This is a genomic window from Polynucleobacter sp. es-GGE-1, assembly GCF_018882005.1.
In the GTDB taxonomy this organism is placed as follows: domain Bacteria; phylum Pseudomonadota; class Gammaproteobacteria; order Burkholderiales; family Burkholderiaceae; genus Polynucleobacter.
In genome coordinates this window covers 148,370-164,443 of sequence record NZ_JACVPE010000007.1, presented here as the reverse complement: position 1 = coordinate 164,443, position 16,074 = coordinate 148,370, and the positions used below count along the sequence as shown (strand labels likewise).

Below are 16,074 nucleotides of genomic sequence, written 5' to 3'. Positions count from 1 at the left end.
GATGAAGATTCAGTCGGTTGGTGTAATTGGTGCAGGGACCATGGGCAATGGCATTGCGCAAGTTTGCGCTGTTGCTGGTCTAGAGGTCGTCATGGTAGACATCAATGATGCTGCTGTTCAACGTGGCCTAGATCACATCAGTAAAAGTTTAGATCGGCTCATTAAAAAAGAAATGCTGACTGCAGATGCCAAAGTGGCTGCAGTCAAACGGATTCAAGGCAGCACCTCTTACGCTGACTTCAAAGGTCTTAGTCTCGTGATTGAAGCTGCTACTGAGAATCAAGCGATTAAAGAAAAAATTCTCAAGCAAGTCGACGAGATAGTGAGCAAGGACACCATCATTGCCACCAACACTTCATCGCTCTCTATCACTAAGCTGGCAGCCTTAGATTCCAACCCAACACGCTTTATCGGCATGCACTTCTTTAACCCGCCACCTTTGATGGCGTTAGTTGAGGTAATTCGTGGGCTGCAAACTAGCGACCAAACTCATGCCGCCATTATTGAAATGGCAAAACGCATTGGCAAAGAGCCCATAACCGTTAAGAACTCACCCGGCTTTGTCGTCAATCGCATCTTATTGCCAATGATTAACGAAGCGTTCTTCGTACTGTCAGAGGGTTTAGCGAGTCCTGAAGATATAGATGCCGGCATGAAACTGGGCTGCAACCAACCGATAGGCCCACTGGCTTTAGCAGACTTAATTGGTTTGGATACTTGCCTCGCAGTCATGGAGGTGTATTTTGAAAACTTTAGTGATTCTAAATATCGCCCTTGCCCACTACTACGTGAGATGGTTGCAGCTGGCTATCTTGGTCGCAAAACCGGTCGCGGCGTTTACACCTACGATCAATAATTTTGATTGATTTATTTTTCATATCTTCATTTCTCTTAGCCTAAGCAAACTCCCGTGAACCCATCTGCCAATCCTATTCCACCACTCGTACTCAAACTTGGCTACGCGGGCTTGATTCCTTTTGTGGGTCTTGCACTATTAGTACAGCTGGCTCCAACTCCTTTGAATTATTTGAGTGCAGAGTCGCTAGCGGGTTATGGCGCAGTCATTACTTCCTTTATGGGTGCATTACATTGGGGCGCTAGTTTGCATACCCTGGGCAAGGCGCCTTCTGGTGACCGCTGGATAGACCGTAACGCTTGGGTTTGGGGTGTGATCCCTGCATTAGTAGCTTGGGTAGCCTTACATATTTATATTCCGGTTGGCTTATTGATCATGGCATCAACCTTGATCATTCAACGTAATATTGATCAGAATACTTACAACTACTATTTTTCAGATGAAGCAGCTCGTATGGCGTTCATGGCGATGCGCAATCGCTTAACGTATGTTGCTGCTGCTTGCCTAACTTGGGCGGCTATTGTGATTCTTTTCATCCAAGCCTAATGGAATGAGCGGTCTTTTTGATAGCACGCCACCTCCTCCTTTAGCGGAAGCACTCCGTCCAAAATCGATTGATGAGGTCATTGGACAGACTCATTTATTAACTGCGGGCAAACCACTTAACTTAGCCTTTGCCTCTGGTAAACCTCACTCCATGATTCTATGGGGGCCGCCTGGTGTTGGTAAAACAACGCTGGCCCGTTTATCTGCAAAAGCATTTGACCGGGAGTTCATTGCCATCTCCGCTGTATTGGCTGGCGTGAAGGAGATTCGTGAAGCAATTGAGCAAGCTCAACACAGTATGGCGCAATACGGCAAGCAAACGATTCTGTTCGTCGATGAGATTCATCGCTTTAATAAGAGCCAACAAGATGCGCTTTTGCCTCATATTGAATCTGGTTTATTCACCTTCATTGGCGCCACTACCGAGAACCCCTCCTTTGAAGTGAACTCAGCACTGCTCTCTAGAGCGCAGGTTTATGTTCTGCAATCCTTAAGTGCTGATGAGCTAAAGAAACTATTTGAGCGCGCACATCAACATGCAATGCCTGATATTGAGTTTGCTGCCACAGCAATTGATGCACTTATTCATAACGCCGATGGCGATGCCCGTCGCCTACTCAACTTAGTCGAGCAAGTCCGTAATGCCGTGCTGACACCAAATTCTGATGTGAAGCTAGTTGATCAAGTCTTTATTGAAAATGCCTTAACTATGCAAGCGCGTCGCTTTGATAAGGGTGGCGATCAGTTTTACGACCAGATCTCCGCTCTGCATAAATCTGTCAGAGGCTCCGACCCTGATGCTGCGCTATATTGGTTTTGCCGCATGCTCGATGGTGGTGCTGATCCACGATATTTAGCGCGGCGCATTATTCGCATGGCTTGGGAAGATATTGGCTTGGCTGATCCTCGTGCGATGCAACTGGCCAATGATGCTGCTCTCACCTTTGAAAGGCTAGGATCGCCAGAGGGTGAACTCGCCCTAGGCCAAGCCGTGGTGTATTTGGCGGTAGCCTCTAAAAGTAATGCAAGCTATAAAGCATTTAATGCTGCGCGCGCCTACGTTGCTAATGACCAATCCAAATCCGTGCCTAATCATTTACGCAACGCACCCACCAAGCTGATGAAAGAACTCGGCCATGGTAAAGAGTACCGCTATGCGCATGATGAGCCACATGGCTATGCTGCCGGTGAATCCTACTTGCCCCAAGGCATGGCACAACCCCATTGGTATGAACCGGTTGAGCGTGGCTTGGAAAGTCAAATTAAAGAAAAGCTGGCTTTTTTACGTCAACTCGATGCTGAGCATCAAAAGAAGTAACTCTCGAGAGCGAAGAAACAAATGAGCACCAAGATCCCCGCAACTTTTTACTATGACATTATTTCTCCATTTGCCTATTTGTATGTCAAACAACGGCATCGTCTCGAGGATCAGCTCAATATCACCCCAGTACCCGTTTTACTCGGCGGCCTACTAAGAGCAACTGAGAACATAGGTCCAGGAGAAGTTGCTGCTAAGCGACCTCACACATATCAGTTTTGTATCTGGCAAGCAGGGCGACTCGGCATTCCTTTGCGCTTTCCAGAGCACCACCCTTTTCTGACTGTGGCACCGCAGCGCCTACTTTTACAAAAGCAAGCCGATTGGCAGATGGTAGAGCGGGCATTTGATTATGTTTGGATTGAAGGCAAAGATCCCAACCTTTCTTGGTCGGAATTTTGCCTTTACCTAGGCTTACCAGCAGATACTGAAAAACCCAACAGCCCTGAAATCAAAGCGCAATTAATGAGTAATGGTCTGCAAGCAAAAGCAGATGGTGCTTTTGGAGTTCCTACCTTAGTTGTGAATCAACATTGTTTTTGGGGTGTTGATACGATTGACTGGGTACTTGACTACCTGAAAAGACCCGGCATGTTTGAGGAAGCCTCTTACGCCTATGCTGGAACCATCCCTAATGGCTTGCTTTCCTAGTGCAATCCCGCTGTAGCATTTGATTGCACAATACAATCAGCTTTATCAATCTGAACGAATTAAGGAGTTAATATGCGTCAATTATTTGCCAGTCTCATTCTCATCGCCAGTTGTTTTGCAAGTCAAGCGGCAATTGCTGGGCCAAAGGTTGAATTTAAAACTACGCTAGGAAATTTTGTGGTGGAACTGAATGATGCCAAGGCGCCTAAGACTACCGCTAACTTTTTAAATTATGTGAAGAGTGGTTTTTATAACGGCACCATTTTTCATCGAGTCATTGATAGCTTCATGATTCAAGGTGGCGGCTTTACTCCTGACCTTGTGCAAAAGCCAACCGATGCGCCAGTAGTATCAGAGGCAAATAATGGTCTGAAAAATAATACTTACACCATTGCCATGGCTCGCACTTCAGATCCAGATTCTGCTACTGCACAGTTTTTCATTAATGTGAAAGATAATGAAAGCCTCAACTTCCCGAATGCGATGGGTAATGGTTATACCGTCTTTGGCAAGGTGATTTCTGGAACACAAACCATTGATGCCATTCGTAAAGTGCCAACCATGGTTGCGCCTGCACCACGCATGGGCAGAATGGCTGATGTCCCGACCAAAACAGTCGTGATTGAATCTGCCACCATTCTGAAATAAACAAATCAGTCGCCATGATTTTGCTCGATGATGCGCAAAGCACGGCGACTAATCCCACTAGTCGGTTTTATGAGGCTGCATCGCAATACTGGTGCGTATTACCTAGTGAGAATCAAGCCGATGATCACAAGGCTATTGAAAATTGTTTAAGTGAAATATCCCATGCACTTAGCAAAGGAGAGTATGTGGTTGCTGCCTTTGCTTATGAGATGGGCAGGCTGATCCACAAATTACCCCATCGAAAGACTGCGGGTGACCCTCACCCCCTGATTGAAGCTTGGTCTTTTCAAGATTTCAAAAAACTGTCTAAAGAGCAAATTGATCAAGTCATTTCTCAAAAATTAAGTCAGCTGCAAGAGTCTGCAAGAATGGCTGGAGTCTTAGATACTCAGGAATCCATCACTGAAAAACAATTTTCTACGGATCTTGCCAAGATTCAGGAATACATCCGTGATGGCGATACCTATCAAATTAATCATACCTACCGCATTAGCGGGAAAACTTATGGGGCACCGCTAGCGCTCTACAGTCGCTTACGTGAGCGCCAGCCTGGGAGATTTGGTGCCTATATTGAACAAGGCTTACATTACCTTTTGTCACAGTCACCTGAGCTCTTTATTGAGCGCAAAGGTGACATACTCAAAGCGATGCCCATGAAAGGGACTGCAAGCGCACTATCGCAAGCTGCTAGTGCTTTGTCAGATGATCCTAAAAATCAGGCAGAGAATGTGATGATTGTTGATCTTTTGCGCAATGATCTCAGTCGCCTCTCTCTACCAAACACAGTGACAGTTCCCAACTTATTTGTAGTAGCAAGGCACGGCGATGTATTGCAGATGACCTCTACTGTGCAAGGTCAAGTAAAGCCCGCTATCGGGCTGAGCGATATATTGCATGCCATCTTTCCGTGTGGATCAGTCACAGGCGCACCTAAAAAACGCAGCATGGAAATTATTCAAGAGCTTGAGCCCGAAGATCGTGGTTATTACTGTGGCGCCTTAGGCTGGCTAGATCCAAGTGGTGACTTTGCCTTTAGTGTGCCTATTAGAACTGTAGAGATTGAAGAAGATCATCTATCTCATGCCGCTACTTTTACTTTGGGAGTGGGCGCGGGCATCACGATTGATTCTGAAGCTCAACAAGAATGGCAAGAATGCCGGATCAAGTCTGCTTTCTTAATGAATCTTCCAAGCGCTACGGGATTATTTGAAACGATTGCTGTAGCACAGGGTAAGCCAAAACGATTAGAACAACATTTAGATCGTATACAAGCCTCAGCTTCTGCTTTGGGCATTCCCTTCAAGAGAGGCAATGCAACAGAAACTGTTTTAAATGCCTGCGCATCTCTTGATCAGCATTCTCTTTTGAGATTACGACTCGATCTTGCTGCTAATGGCGCACTCTCTATTACTTCTGCTGCGCTTGATGCACTTGAAGTGCCAGTCAAAATTTTCTGGGCTCAAGATATCCTATCCTCAGAATGCACTATGTTCTCTGGGGATACCTTATTACGTCACAAGATCAGCCATCGCATTCTTTACGATGCTGCTTGGCAAACGGCAGTCAAACTCGGTGGCTTTGATGCCTTATTTGTAAATGAACAGGGCTTTGTTACTGAAGGTGGCAGAACGAGCATTTTTATTAAACCCAAAGATCATTCAGAGTGGCTCACTCCTCCAGTATCTGCAGGACTATTGCCCGGTGTGATGCGTGCCGCCCTGCTAGACGATCCCCAAATTAATGCCCGTGAAGCCAACCTGACTATTAAAGATGTTTCAATGGCTGATGAGATTATGCTTAGCAATGCCCTGCGAGGCATTCTCAAGGCCCACTTTTAGAAAGTCTGCATGAAGTATTGTTCCAACTGCGCTGCGACCCTGACGGTCAAAATTCCGGCGGATGATTCTCGTGAGCGTCATGTATGCGAAGCCTGCGGGAGCATACATTATCAGAACCCCAGAAATGTCGTGGGCAGCATTCCGGTTTATGGCAAGCAAGTATTGCTATGCCGTCGTGCGATTGAACCACGCCATGGCTTCTGGACCCTTCCCGCTGGCTTTATGGAATTAGGCGAAAGCACGAGCCATGGCGCCATCAGGGAAACGCTTGAAGAGGCTGGCGCTGTGGTTGAAGTGGGCCCACTGTATTCATTACTCAATGTGCCACATGCCGAACAAGTCCATTTGTTTTATCTTGCCACCATGACTTCACCAGAATTTTCTGCTGGCGAAGAAAGTCTTGAAGTGGCACTCTTTCATGAACATGAAATTCCGTGGAGTGAGTTAGCCTTCCCAACAGTGAAACAAACCTTAGAGTGGTTTTTTGCTGATCGCGCTGCTGGCATATTGAATGGTGAGTTTCATGTGCGCAGTCGTGATGTGTTGCCTTCAGAGAGAATTTGATTACGCCACATGAGTCAAATTATTTGGCTAGGACCACACTACTCCTTTCCAAACCCGCTACTAACGCCAGATCCTGACCCGAGCGTTCCAGGGCTCATTGCAGTGAGTGAGCGTATTTATCCAGAACAATTACTGCAAGCTTATCAACTCGGTATTTTTCCTTGGTACTCCGATGAGCAACCCGTCTTATGGTGGTCACCTGATCCGCGGATGGTTTTAAAGCCTGGCCATTTCAAGTGCAGCGAGTCTTTAAGAAAAAGTATTCGCCTATTTTGTCAGGATACGCATAGTCAATTATTGGTGGATGCCGATTTTGGTGCTGTGATTCGGGCTTGTGCCACTAGCTCTCGAAAAGACCAGGATGGCACTTGGATCACCCATGAAATCATGGATGCATACACCACCATTCATGAGCAAGGTCATGCCCATAGCATTGCCCTAGTCGAACAAGGCGAGTTGGTTGGCGGCTTGTATTGCGTAGCTTTAGGTGGCATGGTGTTTGGCGAGTCGATGTTTAGTCGTAAACCCAACGCCTCCAAAATAGCATTGGCTGCCTTAAGCGCTTGGTGCCTCCAAAATGAAGTAGCCATGATTGACTGCCAACAAGAAACCACCCACCTAAGCTCTTTGGGGGCTGCGCCAATATCCAGGGATGTATTCTTAGAGCAACTGCAAATATCTTTAAATCAAACTAATATTGATAAACCCTGGACCTTTGATAAAAACATCCTAACCCACTGGCTATGACCCGGCTCAAAGAACTTCCCCTCACCGCCCTCCAGTTTTATGCAACTGCACCTTATCCATGCAGCTATCTGCCTAATAAAACTGCGCGTTCCCAAGTAGCCACGCCCTCACACCTGATTCATGCAGATGTCTATAACGAACTATTAAATGCAGGCTTTCGTCGCAGCGGCTTACATACCTATCGCCCTTATTGCGATGAATGCAAAGCCTGTATCGCCACCCGTATCTTAGTGAATCCATTTACGCCAACACGCAGTCAACGACGCGCCTGGAAAAAGCATGCAGGGCTACAAGCGTTTGTTTTGAACTTAGGCTATCAAGAGGAGCATTACCAACTCTATCAACGCTATCAAAATGAACGCCATGCTGGTGGTGATATGGATAACGATGATCAAGATCAATACATGCAATTTTTATTGCAAAGTCGAGTCAACTCTCGCATCGTTGAATTTAGAGATGGCCCTCACGATCCACACCCCGGACGTCTGCGCATGGTGAGCATGATTGACATCTTGGAACAAGGCATCTCCTCGGTATATACCTTCTACGATACTGCCGATAGCTCTGCTAGCTTTGGTAATTACAGCATTCTGTGGCAAATCGAACAGGCTCGGATACTCAACCTACCTTATCTTTATCTTGGCTACTACATTCACGATAGTGAGAAGATGTCCTATAAGGCGAAGTACCAACCCATGGAAGGCTTAATTGACGATCATTGGCAAGAACTGACTGGTTCATAATATCTATTCATGATCGATCGCTATTTATTCTTGCGCCCCTGGCTCTTTTGCCTTGACCCAGAACAAGCCCACAATCTCACGCTGACGAATTTAGACCGTGCTCAACGCTGGGGTCTGCTAGAAAAGTTTCTAACTCAACCGCTTGCAGATCCACGTACATTGTGCGGTATTACCTTTCCCAATCCAGTGGGACTTGCTGCAGGCTTAGATAAAGATGGCAAGCATATTGATGCACTCGCTGCCCTGGGTTTTGGTTTTCTGGAGATCGGCACAGTGACTCCCCGCCCTCAGCCAGGAAATCCAAAACCGCGCATGTTTCGCTTGACGCAAGCTCAGGCCATTATTAATCGTATGGGCTTTAACAATGATGGTGTTGAGGCTTGCGTAGCAAGAGTTCGTCGCTCACGCTTTTGGCAAAGCGGTGGCGTTTTAGGTTTGAACATTGGCAAGAATGCCATTACACCGATTGAAGATGCAGCTAGCGACTACGTATTAGCGATGGATGCCGTTTATGAAATTGCTACCTACATCACCGTGAATATCTCTTCGCCAAACACGCAAAATCTGCGTGCCCTGCAAGGCGAAGAAATGTTACGCGCCTTACTTGGCAGCCTGGATGAGGCTCGCAAGCGCTTGAGTGATCGCTTTGGTGTGCGTAAGCCACTCTTTTTGAAAATCGCACCTGATCTGGATCATGGCGATATCAATCTCATTGCTGACCTCTTAATGGAGTTTGGTGTAGATGCCGTTATTGCTACCAACACCACCATTGCTCGCGATGCTGTGCAAGGGATGGAGCATAGTCAAGAAATGGGTGGCTTATCCGGTGCACCAGTTCGCATGGCATCCAACATCGTCATCAAAGCACTCAAGGCAAGACTGGGCAATCAAGTGCCCATCATTGGCGTTGGCGGCATTTTGAGTGGTGCCGATGCTAAGGAAAAGATAGCTGCTGGGGCTAGTTTGGTTCAGGTCTATAGCGGCTTGATTTATCGTGGCCCGGACCTCGTCAATGAGTGCGCTAAAGCTTTAAGAAACCACTAAGCAGTCTTAGATGAATGATGGCTACCCTATATAGGGGTTATCGCCTTGATCCTTCATATAATCTCATTTCATAATATGCAATATGGCATGAAATCGCTACAATCATTCCTATGAGCACAAGTAAAACTGTCAAAACCTCTAAAAATACCGGGGAAGTTGCTAAAACAGCGATCCAGGTGGTGGAGCGCATGATGAATTTGCTCGATGCCCTAGCGGTTCATGAAGAATCTAGCAGCCTTAAAAACTTGGCTGCGGAAACGGGCTTACACCCCTCCACAGCCCACCGCATCTTAAATGACATGGTTGCCTGCCGATTGGTTGAGCGTGGCGATGGTGGCACCTATCGCCTTGGCTTAAAGCTCTTGGAGCTGGGGAATCTAGTGAAAGCAAGATTATCGGTTCGTGAAGCTGCTCAAGTACCGATGCGCACCCTACACAAACTCACCGGCGAAACAGTCAATCTCTCAGTTCGCCAAGGCGATGAGATTGTTTATATTGATCGCGCCTACAGCGAGCGTTCAGGCATGCAGGTGGTTCGTGCCATTGGTGGACGCGCCCCTCTCCATCTCACCTCTGTTGGCAAACTATTCCTAGCCAGTGATGACGCCAATCAAGTACGGGCCTACGTTACTCGCACGGGTCTCTCAGGTCACACTCGCAACAGCATTACGGATTTAGCTAAACTCGAGTCAGAACTCAATCACGTTCGCAGAGTGGGCAGCGCAAGGGATGATGAAGAATTAGAGCTTGGCGTGAGCTGTCTTGCTGCCGCCATTCTGGATGACACTGGTAAATTGGTTGCCGGTTTATCACTCAGCGCCCCAACCGATCGCATTCAAGCAGATTGGCTCAGATCATTACAAGATACTGCTCTGCAAATCTCCAAGGGCATGGGCTTTAAGCCTAAGTCTGCCGAACCAGGCTCCTCCGCCTAGTCGGCCCAACTTACATTAAGCGACGAATGGGTTGCGTGCCAGAAGGCATGCGCTCATACCAGTCACGCACACGCACTGCATCAGCAAAACGGGATTGTGTTCCTACAGAATCGAGGAACACCAATAATAGCGGGGTGTTGTTCACTCGCGCTTGCATCACTAAACATTTTCCAGCGGCATTAATGAAACCTGTTTTTTGCAAACCAATATCCATGTCGCCAGAACGCACTAGTCGATTGGTATTCAAGAACTTTTGGGGGCGCTTTGCGATCACCATGGTTAAATCTGGCCAAGTGGAATATTCACGAATTAACTTATATTGATATGCTGCATTGAGCATGCGAGTTAAATCTTCAGCAGTCGCCACGTTCTCACTAAGTAAGCCTGTGGGATCGGCAAAATAAGAATGCTCCATGCCCAGCTCTCTAGACTTTCGATTCATGGCATCCACAAAGGCTGTGATACCGCCTGGGTAATTTCTACCCAAGGTATAGGCAGCGCGGTTTTCAGAGGACATCAACGCTAACAACAAGGCTTCTTGACGTGTCAAAACGGTGCCTACAGCTAGACGTGAAGTGCGATAGATATGCACATCATCTGCATTAATCACCAGGGTTTCATCAAGAGGCAACTTAGAATCGAGCACCACCATGGCGGTCATCAACTTCGTGATGGATGCAATTGGCAAGCTCACGGTAGGATTCTTTTCGAAGTAAACCTCTTTGGTATCTTGATTGACTACCATAGCTACGCTGGACTTCAGACTGAGATCATCATGCTGACCACGCAAACCTAGTGCGGTAGCCAGTGATGGGGGTCCAGCAACTGCTGGTGCAGTAGAACGCGTCACAGTAACGCGAACAGTCTTAGGCCTCTTAGGAGACTTCACCACTACTTTAGTAGTTTTGGTTTGGGCTTGAGTTTGCTTTTCTTTATCTTTACTGGCGGCAATAGCTGGCGCAACACCGAGTGCCCCATAGCCGAAAATCAAGGCTAAGACAAAGAGCCAAAAACGATTTAAATGCATCCCAAAAATACCTTCCAAAACTTTCAACATACGGAATGATAATTAATTTCCAAAAGGGAGTCGGATTTCTGTGCCCCATCTTGGTTAACCCCCCAATCTACCCCTCTTGAGCCCCTACTCTGCAATAGTCGCTACCGTGTTCGCCTGACGCTGATTCACCAGTACTACGCCAGTCATTGTCAAACAGAGGCCCAGAGCCATCAGGAGTGTGAATGGCTCATCAAACAAGAACCACGCCATCAATGCAGTTGTCGGGGGGGTTAGATAGAGCAAACTCGTGACTTTGGTTGCCGCCCCTTTACGGATCATCATGAATAACAAGCTAATGGAGCCAATCGACACAGGAAAGATAGCCCATAACAAAGCGCCCACTACAGAGGCATTCCAAACCATGACGCCTGTTTCAAAGAAATACATGCAAAAGAAACACAGCACGGCTGAAACACCAAACTGAATAGAAGACCCAGCGCGAAGATCAAATACTGGGCAGTATTTTTTCTGATAAAGAGTTCCAAAGGTGATCGAGAGTAATGCTGTAAACGCTAGCAGATAGCTTGCCAAAGGGATATGGGCAAAGCCAATCTTTTCAGCCACGACCAAGGCAACGCCTGCAAAACCAAAGCAGAGACCAATCCATTGGCGTGGCGTCACCGTCTCCGAAATCCAGGCAGCAAACCAGGCGGTCAAAATCGGTTGCAGACCAACGATGATTGCCGCCAAACCTGCAGTCATTCCAAGGCGGACTGCAAACCAGACACCTAATAGATAGCCGAACTGTAAAAGTATTCCTGCGATAGCGATATGCTTGATTTGCGACCAGCTAGGCCAAGAGATGCGCCACACAAGGCTCAAAGCAGCCATTGCGGCAATCACACCCACAAAGCGCCAAAATAGGAAGGTGGCAGGCTCTACATAAGGCATAGCCAAACGTGCAATCACAAACCCCGTACTCCAAATTAATACAAAAATGGGTGCAATGACGTTGTCTAAACCGAGCTTCATGGATAACTTACTGAAAATATTGAGATTTTTGTCTAATCCACGATTTTAGGCTTTTTCTAAAAGCCATCAGCGGTTCTCAAGGAGGCTAAAACCTTGGGTTATGATTCTTTTCACTATTTAAGCCATGTAATTGCGCAAAAATCAGCTATTGACCCTTCAGGTCAGCAAGATCATAGTAGTAAGAGTGCACCCAAAGAAAGAGGCAAAGATGAACTTAACGCCAGAACAAATCGCAGCGGCACAAAAAGCCAATTTAGAAACCTTGACTGGCCTCACAAATCAAGCCCTCCAAAGTATCGAGAAATTAGTTGAGCTCAATTTAGCCATTGCTAAACAAAGCTTGAGTGATAGCGTGAACAATGCCAAGAAAGCATTAGAAGTAAAAGATATTCAGCAACTGCTTGCCCATCAAGCTGAAACCGTTCAGCCGATCGCAGAAAAAATTATTTCTTATAGTCACCATTTATATAAGTTAGCTCATGAAACTCAAGATAACTTTACCAAGTCCGCGGAAAAAGAATTTTCTGCTGGCCAAAAGAGAATGGATGCCTTAGTTGAAGAGTGGGCTAAAAATATACCCGCAGGTTCTGATACTGCCGTTCAAACAATCAAACAAGCCATTGCTTCTGCAAATCAGGTTTTTGAAACTAGTCATAAAGCGGTAAAGCATGCTGTTGATGTTGCACAAGCGAATCTCAATACTGCTGCCGATACCGTAACAAAAACTGTAAGTTCTGCTGGTAAGACATCGAAGAAAAAATAATTACTGTTTGTACTCTTGTAATACGTCCTCTTAATTTATCAGACACTAACACGCTTCATCAACTCTGCTCGATCTTCAGGTTTCTGGGAATTACCTTCCAAAACTACTTTTCCTCGCTCGACAACATAGTGTCTATTGCACAAGTGAATAGCCTTATGGATATTTTGCTCAATCAACAGAATGGCAACTCCTTGGGCTTTGAGTTCCTCCATCAATCTAAAGATTTCAGTAACAATCATGGGTGCCAGCCCCTCTGTTGGTTCATCAATCAGTAATAATTTGGGTTTACCCACTAGTACCCTTCCCATTGCTAGCATTTGTTGCTCACCACCAGATAAAGTATTCCCAGGTTGAGATCGCCTCTCCCCTAATCGCGGAAATCTTTTTAAAACTAATTCAAGTCGCTCTTCAGCTTTCTGTCGTTCAGATGGTGGAACTTGCATGAGTCCAAGCTGCAGATTACCCTCCACACTTAAACCAGGAAATATCCTACGATCCTCAGGAACCAAGCCAATCCCAAGTCGAGTAATTTCGTTGGGTGGAAGACTGTTGATAGATTGATTTTCGAAGTAGATCTCGCCCAATGAAGGCTTATACCACCCAGCGATGGTCTTCACTATCGTAGTCTTACCGACGCCATTTCTTCCGAATAGGCCCACAGTCTCTCCGGGTTGAATAGAAAGATTGACTCCTTGTAAGACATGCGACAACCCAAGACTGACATTAACATCATGGATTTTTAGAATCATGCTGTCTCCTCACCAAAGTATGCGGCTTGTACAAGCAGATTAGAGCGAACCTCCTGAGGGCTCCCTTCTGCTAATTTTTTCCCCTGTGCCATCACAATTACCGTCTTCGATAAATCCATCACCAAATCAACATCATGTTCAATTAAGAGGACGGTAATTTTTGATCCCAATTGCTTGATAAGCTCAGCTGTTTCTTGGGTATCCCCTTGAGACATCCCTTGAGTAGGCTCATCTAATAGCAACAGTTTCGGTCTAGTAGCGAGCGTTACCGCAATTTCTAATCGTCTTTGTTGACCATGCGAGAGAGCTCCCGCTAATTGATTACGGGAATCTAGCAAACCAAACTCTACTAACAACTCATCGGCCCTTGCCAATGCAAGCTCGCATTTACTCAAAGGTAAATATAAATAGGATCGCGGATGCAATGTTTGGCTAGCAAGGCGTAGATTATCTATAACTGTGAGATCAAAAAAGAGATTGGTGATCTGAAAAGATCTGGCCATGCCTGAAAATAATCTCTCTACTGAATTCATGCGAGTCACGTTTTGATCATTCAGAAGTACTGAGCCAGAATCTGGCCTAAAAGTACCACTGAGCAGATTAAATAAGGTGCTCTTACCAGCACCATTTGGGCCAATGATTGAAGTAACCCCAAAAGGCACCACTTGAAAACTGATGTTATCAACAGCAGCAAGACCTCCAAATCGTTTACTTAAATTGTTGGCTTTAAGAATAGCTTCAGACTTATTCATCAGACGCCCTTTTGCCAAAATATTTTGTGAATAGACCGGCTAGCCCCTTGGGTGCCGCAATCACAATGACAACAAAGATGAATCCGATCACGATGTGATGATGTGCAGTCCAAGTACCTATAACGGACTTAAATGAAGTGAGCAGAACACTGCCCATGATTGGGCCAATTAAAGTACCGACACCCCCTAGAACAACCGTCACTACAGCATTTCCGGAAACACTAAAGAACATCAATTCAGGAGAAACGAAGCCCCTCAGCATTGGATAAAGTGCACCCGAGACTGCAGCAACCACCGTAGCCAACACAAAGGCAACTTGTTTTGGACCTTTCGATTCATAACCGACGTATGCCAAACGATCCTCGTTCGAACGAATAGCGTGCCAAAGAGATCCCATTGGCGTCGTTAAGAAATACTTCAAGATCACATAGAGGGCGCCAATGGTCAGAAAGGTAATCACAAAAAATGTTCCTGGATCAGCGGCATCCAGAGATCCAAATGGAGTCCAAATACTTAAAATGGGCACTCCCATCATGCCGTCTGAGGCCCCAAGGCTTCGAGTGTTGTAGACCACTTTGGCTGCTACCTGAGCTAGTCCAAAAGTAATTAAGGCGAAGTAGACTCCCTTTGACCTTAATGCAATGAAACTAGCAATCCACCCAAGTAAAGTAGAGCACAAAATCACAACGCAAATTGCCAATGAGAAAGATGGAGAAATTTCTTTCAGAACCAATGCAGATAAATAAGCGCCAAAACCAAAATAGAGAGCTTGACCAAGCGATAACAATCCAACGATTCCAAGCAAGAGGTCCACAGACATTGCTAATCCACCAAAAATTAATGCTTCTGTTGCCAATCTGAGAAAAAAAGTATCGCCTAACAGGGTGCCAACTACAAACAAAATGAGGGATGAGGTTAGTAAAAGCCACTCAATGCAACGAATTGCCCTTGCTTGCGGATTAAGCATTTTTCATGCCTCCGTATAAACCACTTGGCTTAAACATTAAAACCAAAACCATCACCGTAAATACCAATGGGTCAGACCAAACAGGTGATATAAACAGGGAAGAAAGCGATTGCAATTGGGTCAGCAAAAGACCGGCAATCACAGCACCTTTAATACTACCAAGCCCACCAACAATCACAACACTGAATGCCAACAAGATGAAATCTCGGCCCATTGTCGGAAATACCGAGTAAATTGGGGCAAGCAATACACCTGCCAAGCCTGCTAGAGCAACTCCGAATGCAAATGTCAGTGCATAAACTCGCATAACAGGTATACCTAATGATGAGCTCATATCCTTGTCATAGGCGGCTGCCCTCACGATTGCACCTATCTGAGTTTTATAGATGAGCATCCAAACGGAGAAAATAAGCACCGCCCCAAATGCCATCAAAAATAGACGATAGTTTGGAAACATCACCCCTAATAATTCGCTTGCACCTGATATTGGCGCACTAGGCTTGATCGGGTTTGCCCCCCAAATGATCTTGTATCCATCCTCTAGAACCATAGCGACGCCAAACGTCAGCAGTAGGGTCAGAATGTGGCGATCTTTGTAATGAAATACTTTTTGAATCAGCAGTCTTTCCATGGCAAAACCAATAGGCACCAAGAGTATCGGGACGATTACTAAACATAGCCAAAATGAAACACCGATTGCCATCAGACTTACGCTGATAAATGCGCCAGCTGCATAAAACTCACCATGGGACATATTAATGACATCGAGTAAGCCGAAAATAATCGTCAAACCCAAAGCCATCAAGATCACAGCGACACCAATTGACAGTCCATTGACTATCTGAGGCGCATAAATATATTGCAAGCTTTCTAACATGAGAAAAGCATTCCTTAAATTAAAATCAGAATTCATTACAACCCTGC

18 protein-coding genes are annotated in these 16,074 nt (G+C 45.9%); 12 read left to right on the top strand and 6 right to left on the bottom strand.

From position 1 onward, the window contains the following. The first annotated feature begins 1 nt into the window (after window position 1). From ICN35_RS07200 to ICN35_RS07150, 11 genes are all read left to right on the top strand, one after another. Window positions 2-856, top strand: coding sequence for a 3-hydroxybutyryl-CoA dehydrogenase (locus ICN35_RS07200; RefSeq protein WP_216125807.1), 855 nt, complete (start codon window positions 2-4; stop codon window positions 854-856). Between the two features lie 54 nt (window positions 857-910). Beyond that, the gene (locus ICN35_RS07195) at window positions 911-1,402 is read left to right on the top strand and encodes a DUF3429 domain-containing protein (RefSeq protein ID WP_323482114.1); all 492 of its coding nucleotides are present in this window, start codon (window positions 911-913) and stop codon (window positions 1,400-1,402) included. Window positions 1,403-1,406: 4 nt separating this feature from the next. Then, a complete protein-coding gene (locus ICN35_RS07190) occupies window positions 1,407-2,720 on the top strand; it encodes a replication-associated recombination protein A (RefSeq protein WP_216125804.1) in 1,314 nt (437 codons plus the stop codon). Window positions 2,721-2,741: 21 nt separating this feature from the next. Beyond that, complete coding sequence (locus ICN35_RS07185) at window positions 2,742-3,371, top strand: 2-hydroxychromene-2-carboxylate isomerase (RefSeq protein ID WP_216125802.1); 630 nt, start codon at window positions 2,742-2,744, stop codon at window positions 3,369-3,371. Between the two features lie 72 nt (window positions 3,372-3,443). After that, window positions 3,444-4,019: a peptidylprolyl isomerase gene (locus ICN35_RS07180; RefSeq protein WP_216125800.1), complete on the top strand. Its 576-nt coding sequence runs from the start codon at window positions 3,444-3,446 to the stop codon at window positions 4,017-4,019. A 14-nt stretch (window positions 4,020-4,033) separates the two neighbouring features. Continuing rightward, window positions 4,034-5,857, top strand: a complete 1,824-nt coding sequence (locus tag ICN35_RS07175; RefSeq protein WP_216125798.1) for a bifunctional chorismate-binding protein/class IV aminotransferase — start codon at window positions 4,034-4,036, stop codon at window positions 5,855-5,857. Between the two features lie 9 nt (window positions 5,858-5,866). Beyond that, window positions 5,867-6,421, top strand: a complete 555-nt coding sequence (locus tag ICN35_RS07170) for an NUDIX hydrolase (RefSeq protein WP_215294852.1) — start codon at window positions 5,867-5,869, stop codon at window positions 6,419-6,421. Window positions 6,422-6,430: 9 nt separating this feature from the next. Beyond that, the gene (gene aat / locus ICN35_RS07165) at window positions 6,431-7,168 is read left to right on the top strand and encodes a leucyl/phenylalanyl-tRNA--protein transferase (protein ID WP_216125796.1); all 738 of its coding nucleotides are present in this window, start codon (window positions 6,431-6,433) and stop codon (window positions 7,166-7,168) included. After that, the gene (locus tag ICN35_RS07160) at window positions 7,165-7,911 is read left to right on the top strand and encodes an arginyltransferase (protein WP_216125780.1); all 747 of its coding nucleotides are present in this window, start codon (window positions 7,165-7,167) and stop codon (window positions 7,909-7,911) included. The genes aat and ICN35_RS07160 overlap by 4 nt, the downstream gene beginning before the upstream one ends. Window positions 7,912-7,920: 9 nt before the next feature. Further along, window positions 7,921-8,955 carry a quinone-dependent dihydroorotate dehydrogenase gene (locus tag ICN35_RS07155; RefSeq protein WP_216125771.1) on the top strand — a complete coding sequence of 345 codons (1,035 nt, stop codon included), beginning with the start codon at window positions 7,921-7,923 and terminating at the stop codon, window positions 8,953-8,955. Window positions 8,956-9,065: 110 nt separating this feature from the next. Next, a complete protein-coding gene (locus tag ICN35_RS07150) occupies window positions 9,066-9,890 on the top strand; it encodes an IclR family transcriptional regulator (protein ID WP_215294857.1) in 825 nt (274 codons plus the stop codon). Between the two features lie 10 nt (window positions 9,891-9,900). Here ICN35_RS07150 and ICN35_RS07145 read toward each other — a convergent pair whose 3' ends face one another. Both ICN35_RS07145 and ICN35_RS07140 read right to left on the bottom strand, forming a co-directional pair. After that, the gene (locus ICN35_RS07145; protein WP_255535747.1) at window positions 9,901-10,947 is read right to left on the bottom strand and encodes a serine hydrolase; all 1,047 of its coding nucleotides are present in this window, start codon (window positions 10,945-10,947) and stop codon (window positions 9,901-9,903) included. Between the two features lie 84 nt (window positions 10,948-11,031). Further along, complete coding sequence (locus ICN35_RS07140) at window positions 11,032-11,919, bottom strand: DMT family transporter (RefSeq protein WP_216125768.1); 888 nt, start codon at window positions 11,917-11,919, stop codon at window positions 11,032-11,034. A gap of 208 nt (window positions 11,920-12,127) precedes the next feature. Here ICN35_RS07140 and ICN35_RS07135 point away from each other — a divergent pair, with 208 nt between their 5' ends. Further along, a complete protein-coding gene (locus ICN35_RS07135; RefSeq protein ID WP_216125766.1) occupies window positions 12,128-12,682 on the top strand; it encodes a phasin family protein in 555 nt (184 codons plus the stop codon). Between the two features lie 38 nt (window positions 12,683-12,720). Here the strand turns inward: ICN35_RS07135 and ICN35_RS07130 are convergent, their stop codons facing one another. The 4 genes from ICN35_RS07130 to ICN35_RS07115 are packed head-to-tail and all read right to left on the bottom strand — an operon-like array spanning window position 12,721 to window position 16,027. After that, window positions 12,721-13,431, bottom strand: coding sequence for an ABC transporter ATP-binding protein (locus ICN35_RS07130; RefSeq protein ID WP_216125763.1), 711 nt, complete (start codon window positions 13,429-13,431; stop codon window positions 12,721-12,723). After that, window positions 13,428-14,183: an ABC transporter ATP-binding protein gene (locus ICN35_RS07125; protein WP_216125748.1), complete on the bottom strand. Its 756-nt coding sequence runs from the start codon at window positions 14,181-14,183 to the stop codon at window positions 13,428-13,430. The genes ICN35_RS07130 and ICN35_RS07125 overlap by 4 nt, the downstream gene beginning before the upstream one ends. Then, on the bottom strand, window positions 14,176-15,150 hold the full coding sequence (locus ICN35_RS07120; protein ID WP_216125745.1) for a branched-chain amino acid ABC transporter permease: 975 nt from the start codon (window positions 15,148-15,150) through the stop codon (window positions 14,176-14,178). Before ICN35_RS07120 ends, ICN35_RS07125 begins: the two co-directional genes overlap by 8 nt. Continuing rightward, a complete protein-coding gene (locus tag ICN35_RS07115) occupies window positions 15,143-16,027 on the bottom strand; it encodes a branched-chain amino acid ABC transporter permease (RefSeq protein ID WP_215320870.1) in 885 nt (294 codons plus the stop codon). The genes ICN35_RS07120 and ICN35_RS07115 overlap by 8 nt, the downstream gene beginning before the upstream one ends. Window positions 16,028-16,074: the final 47 nt, after the last annotated feature.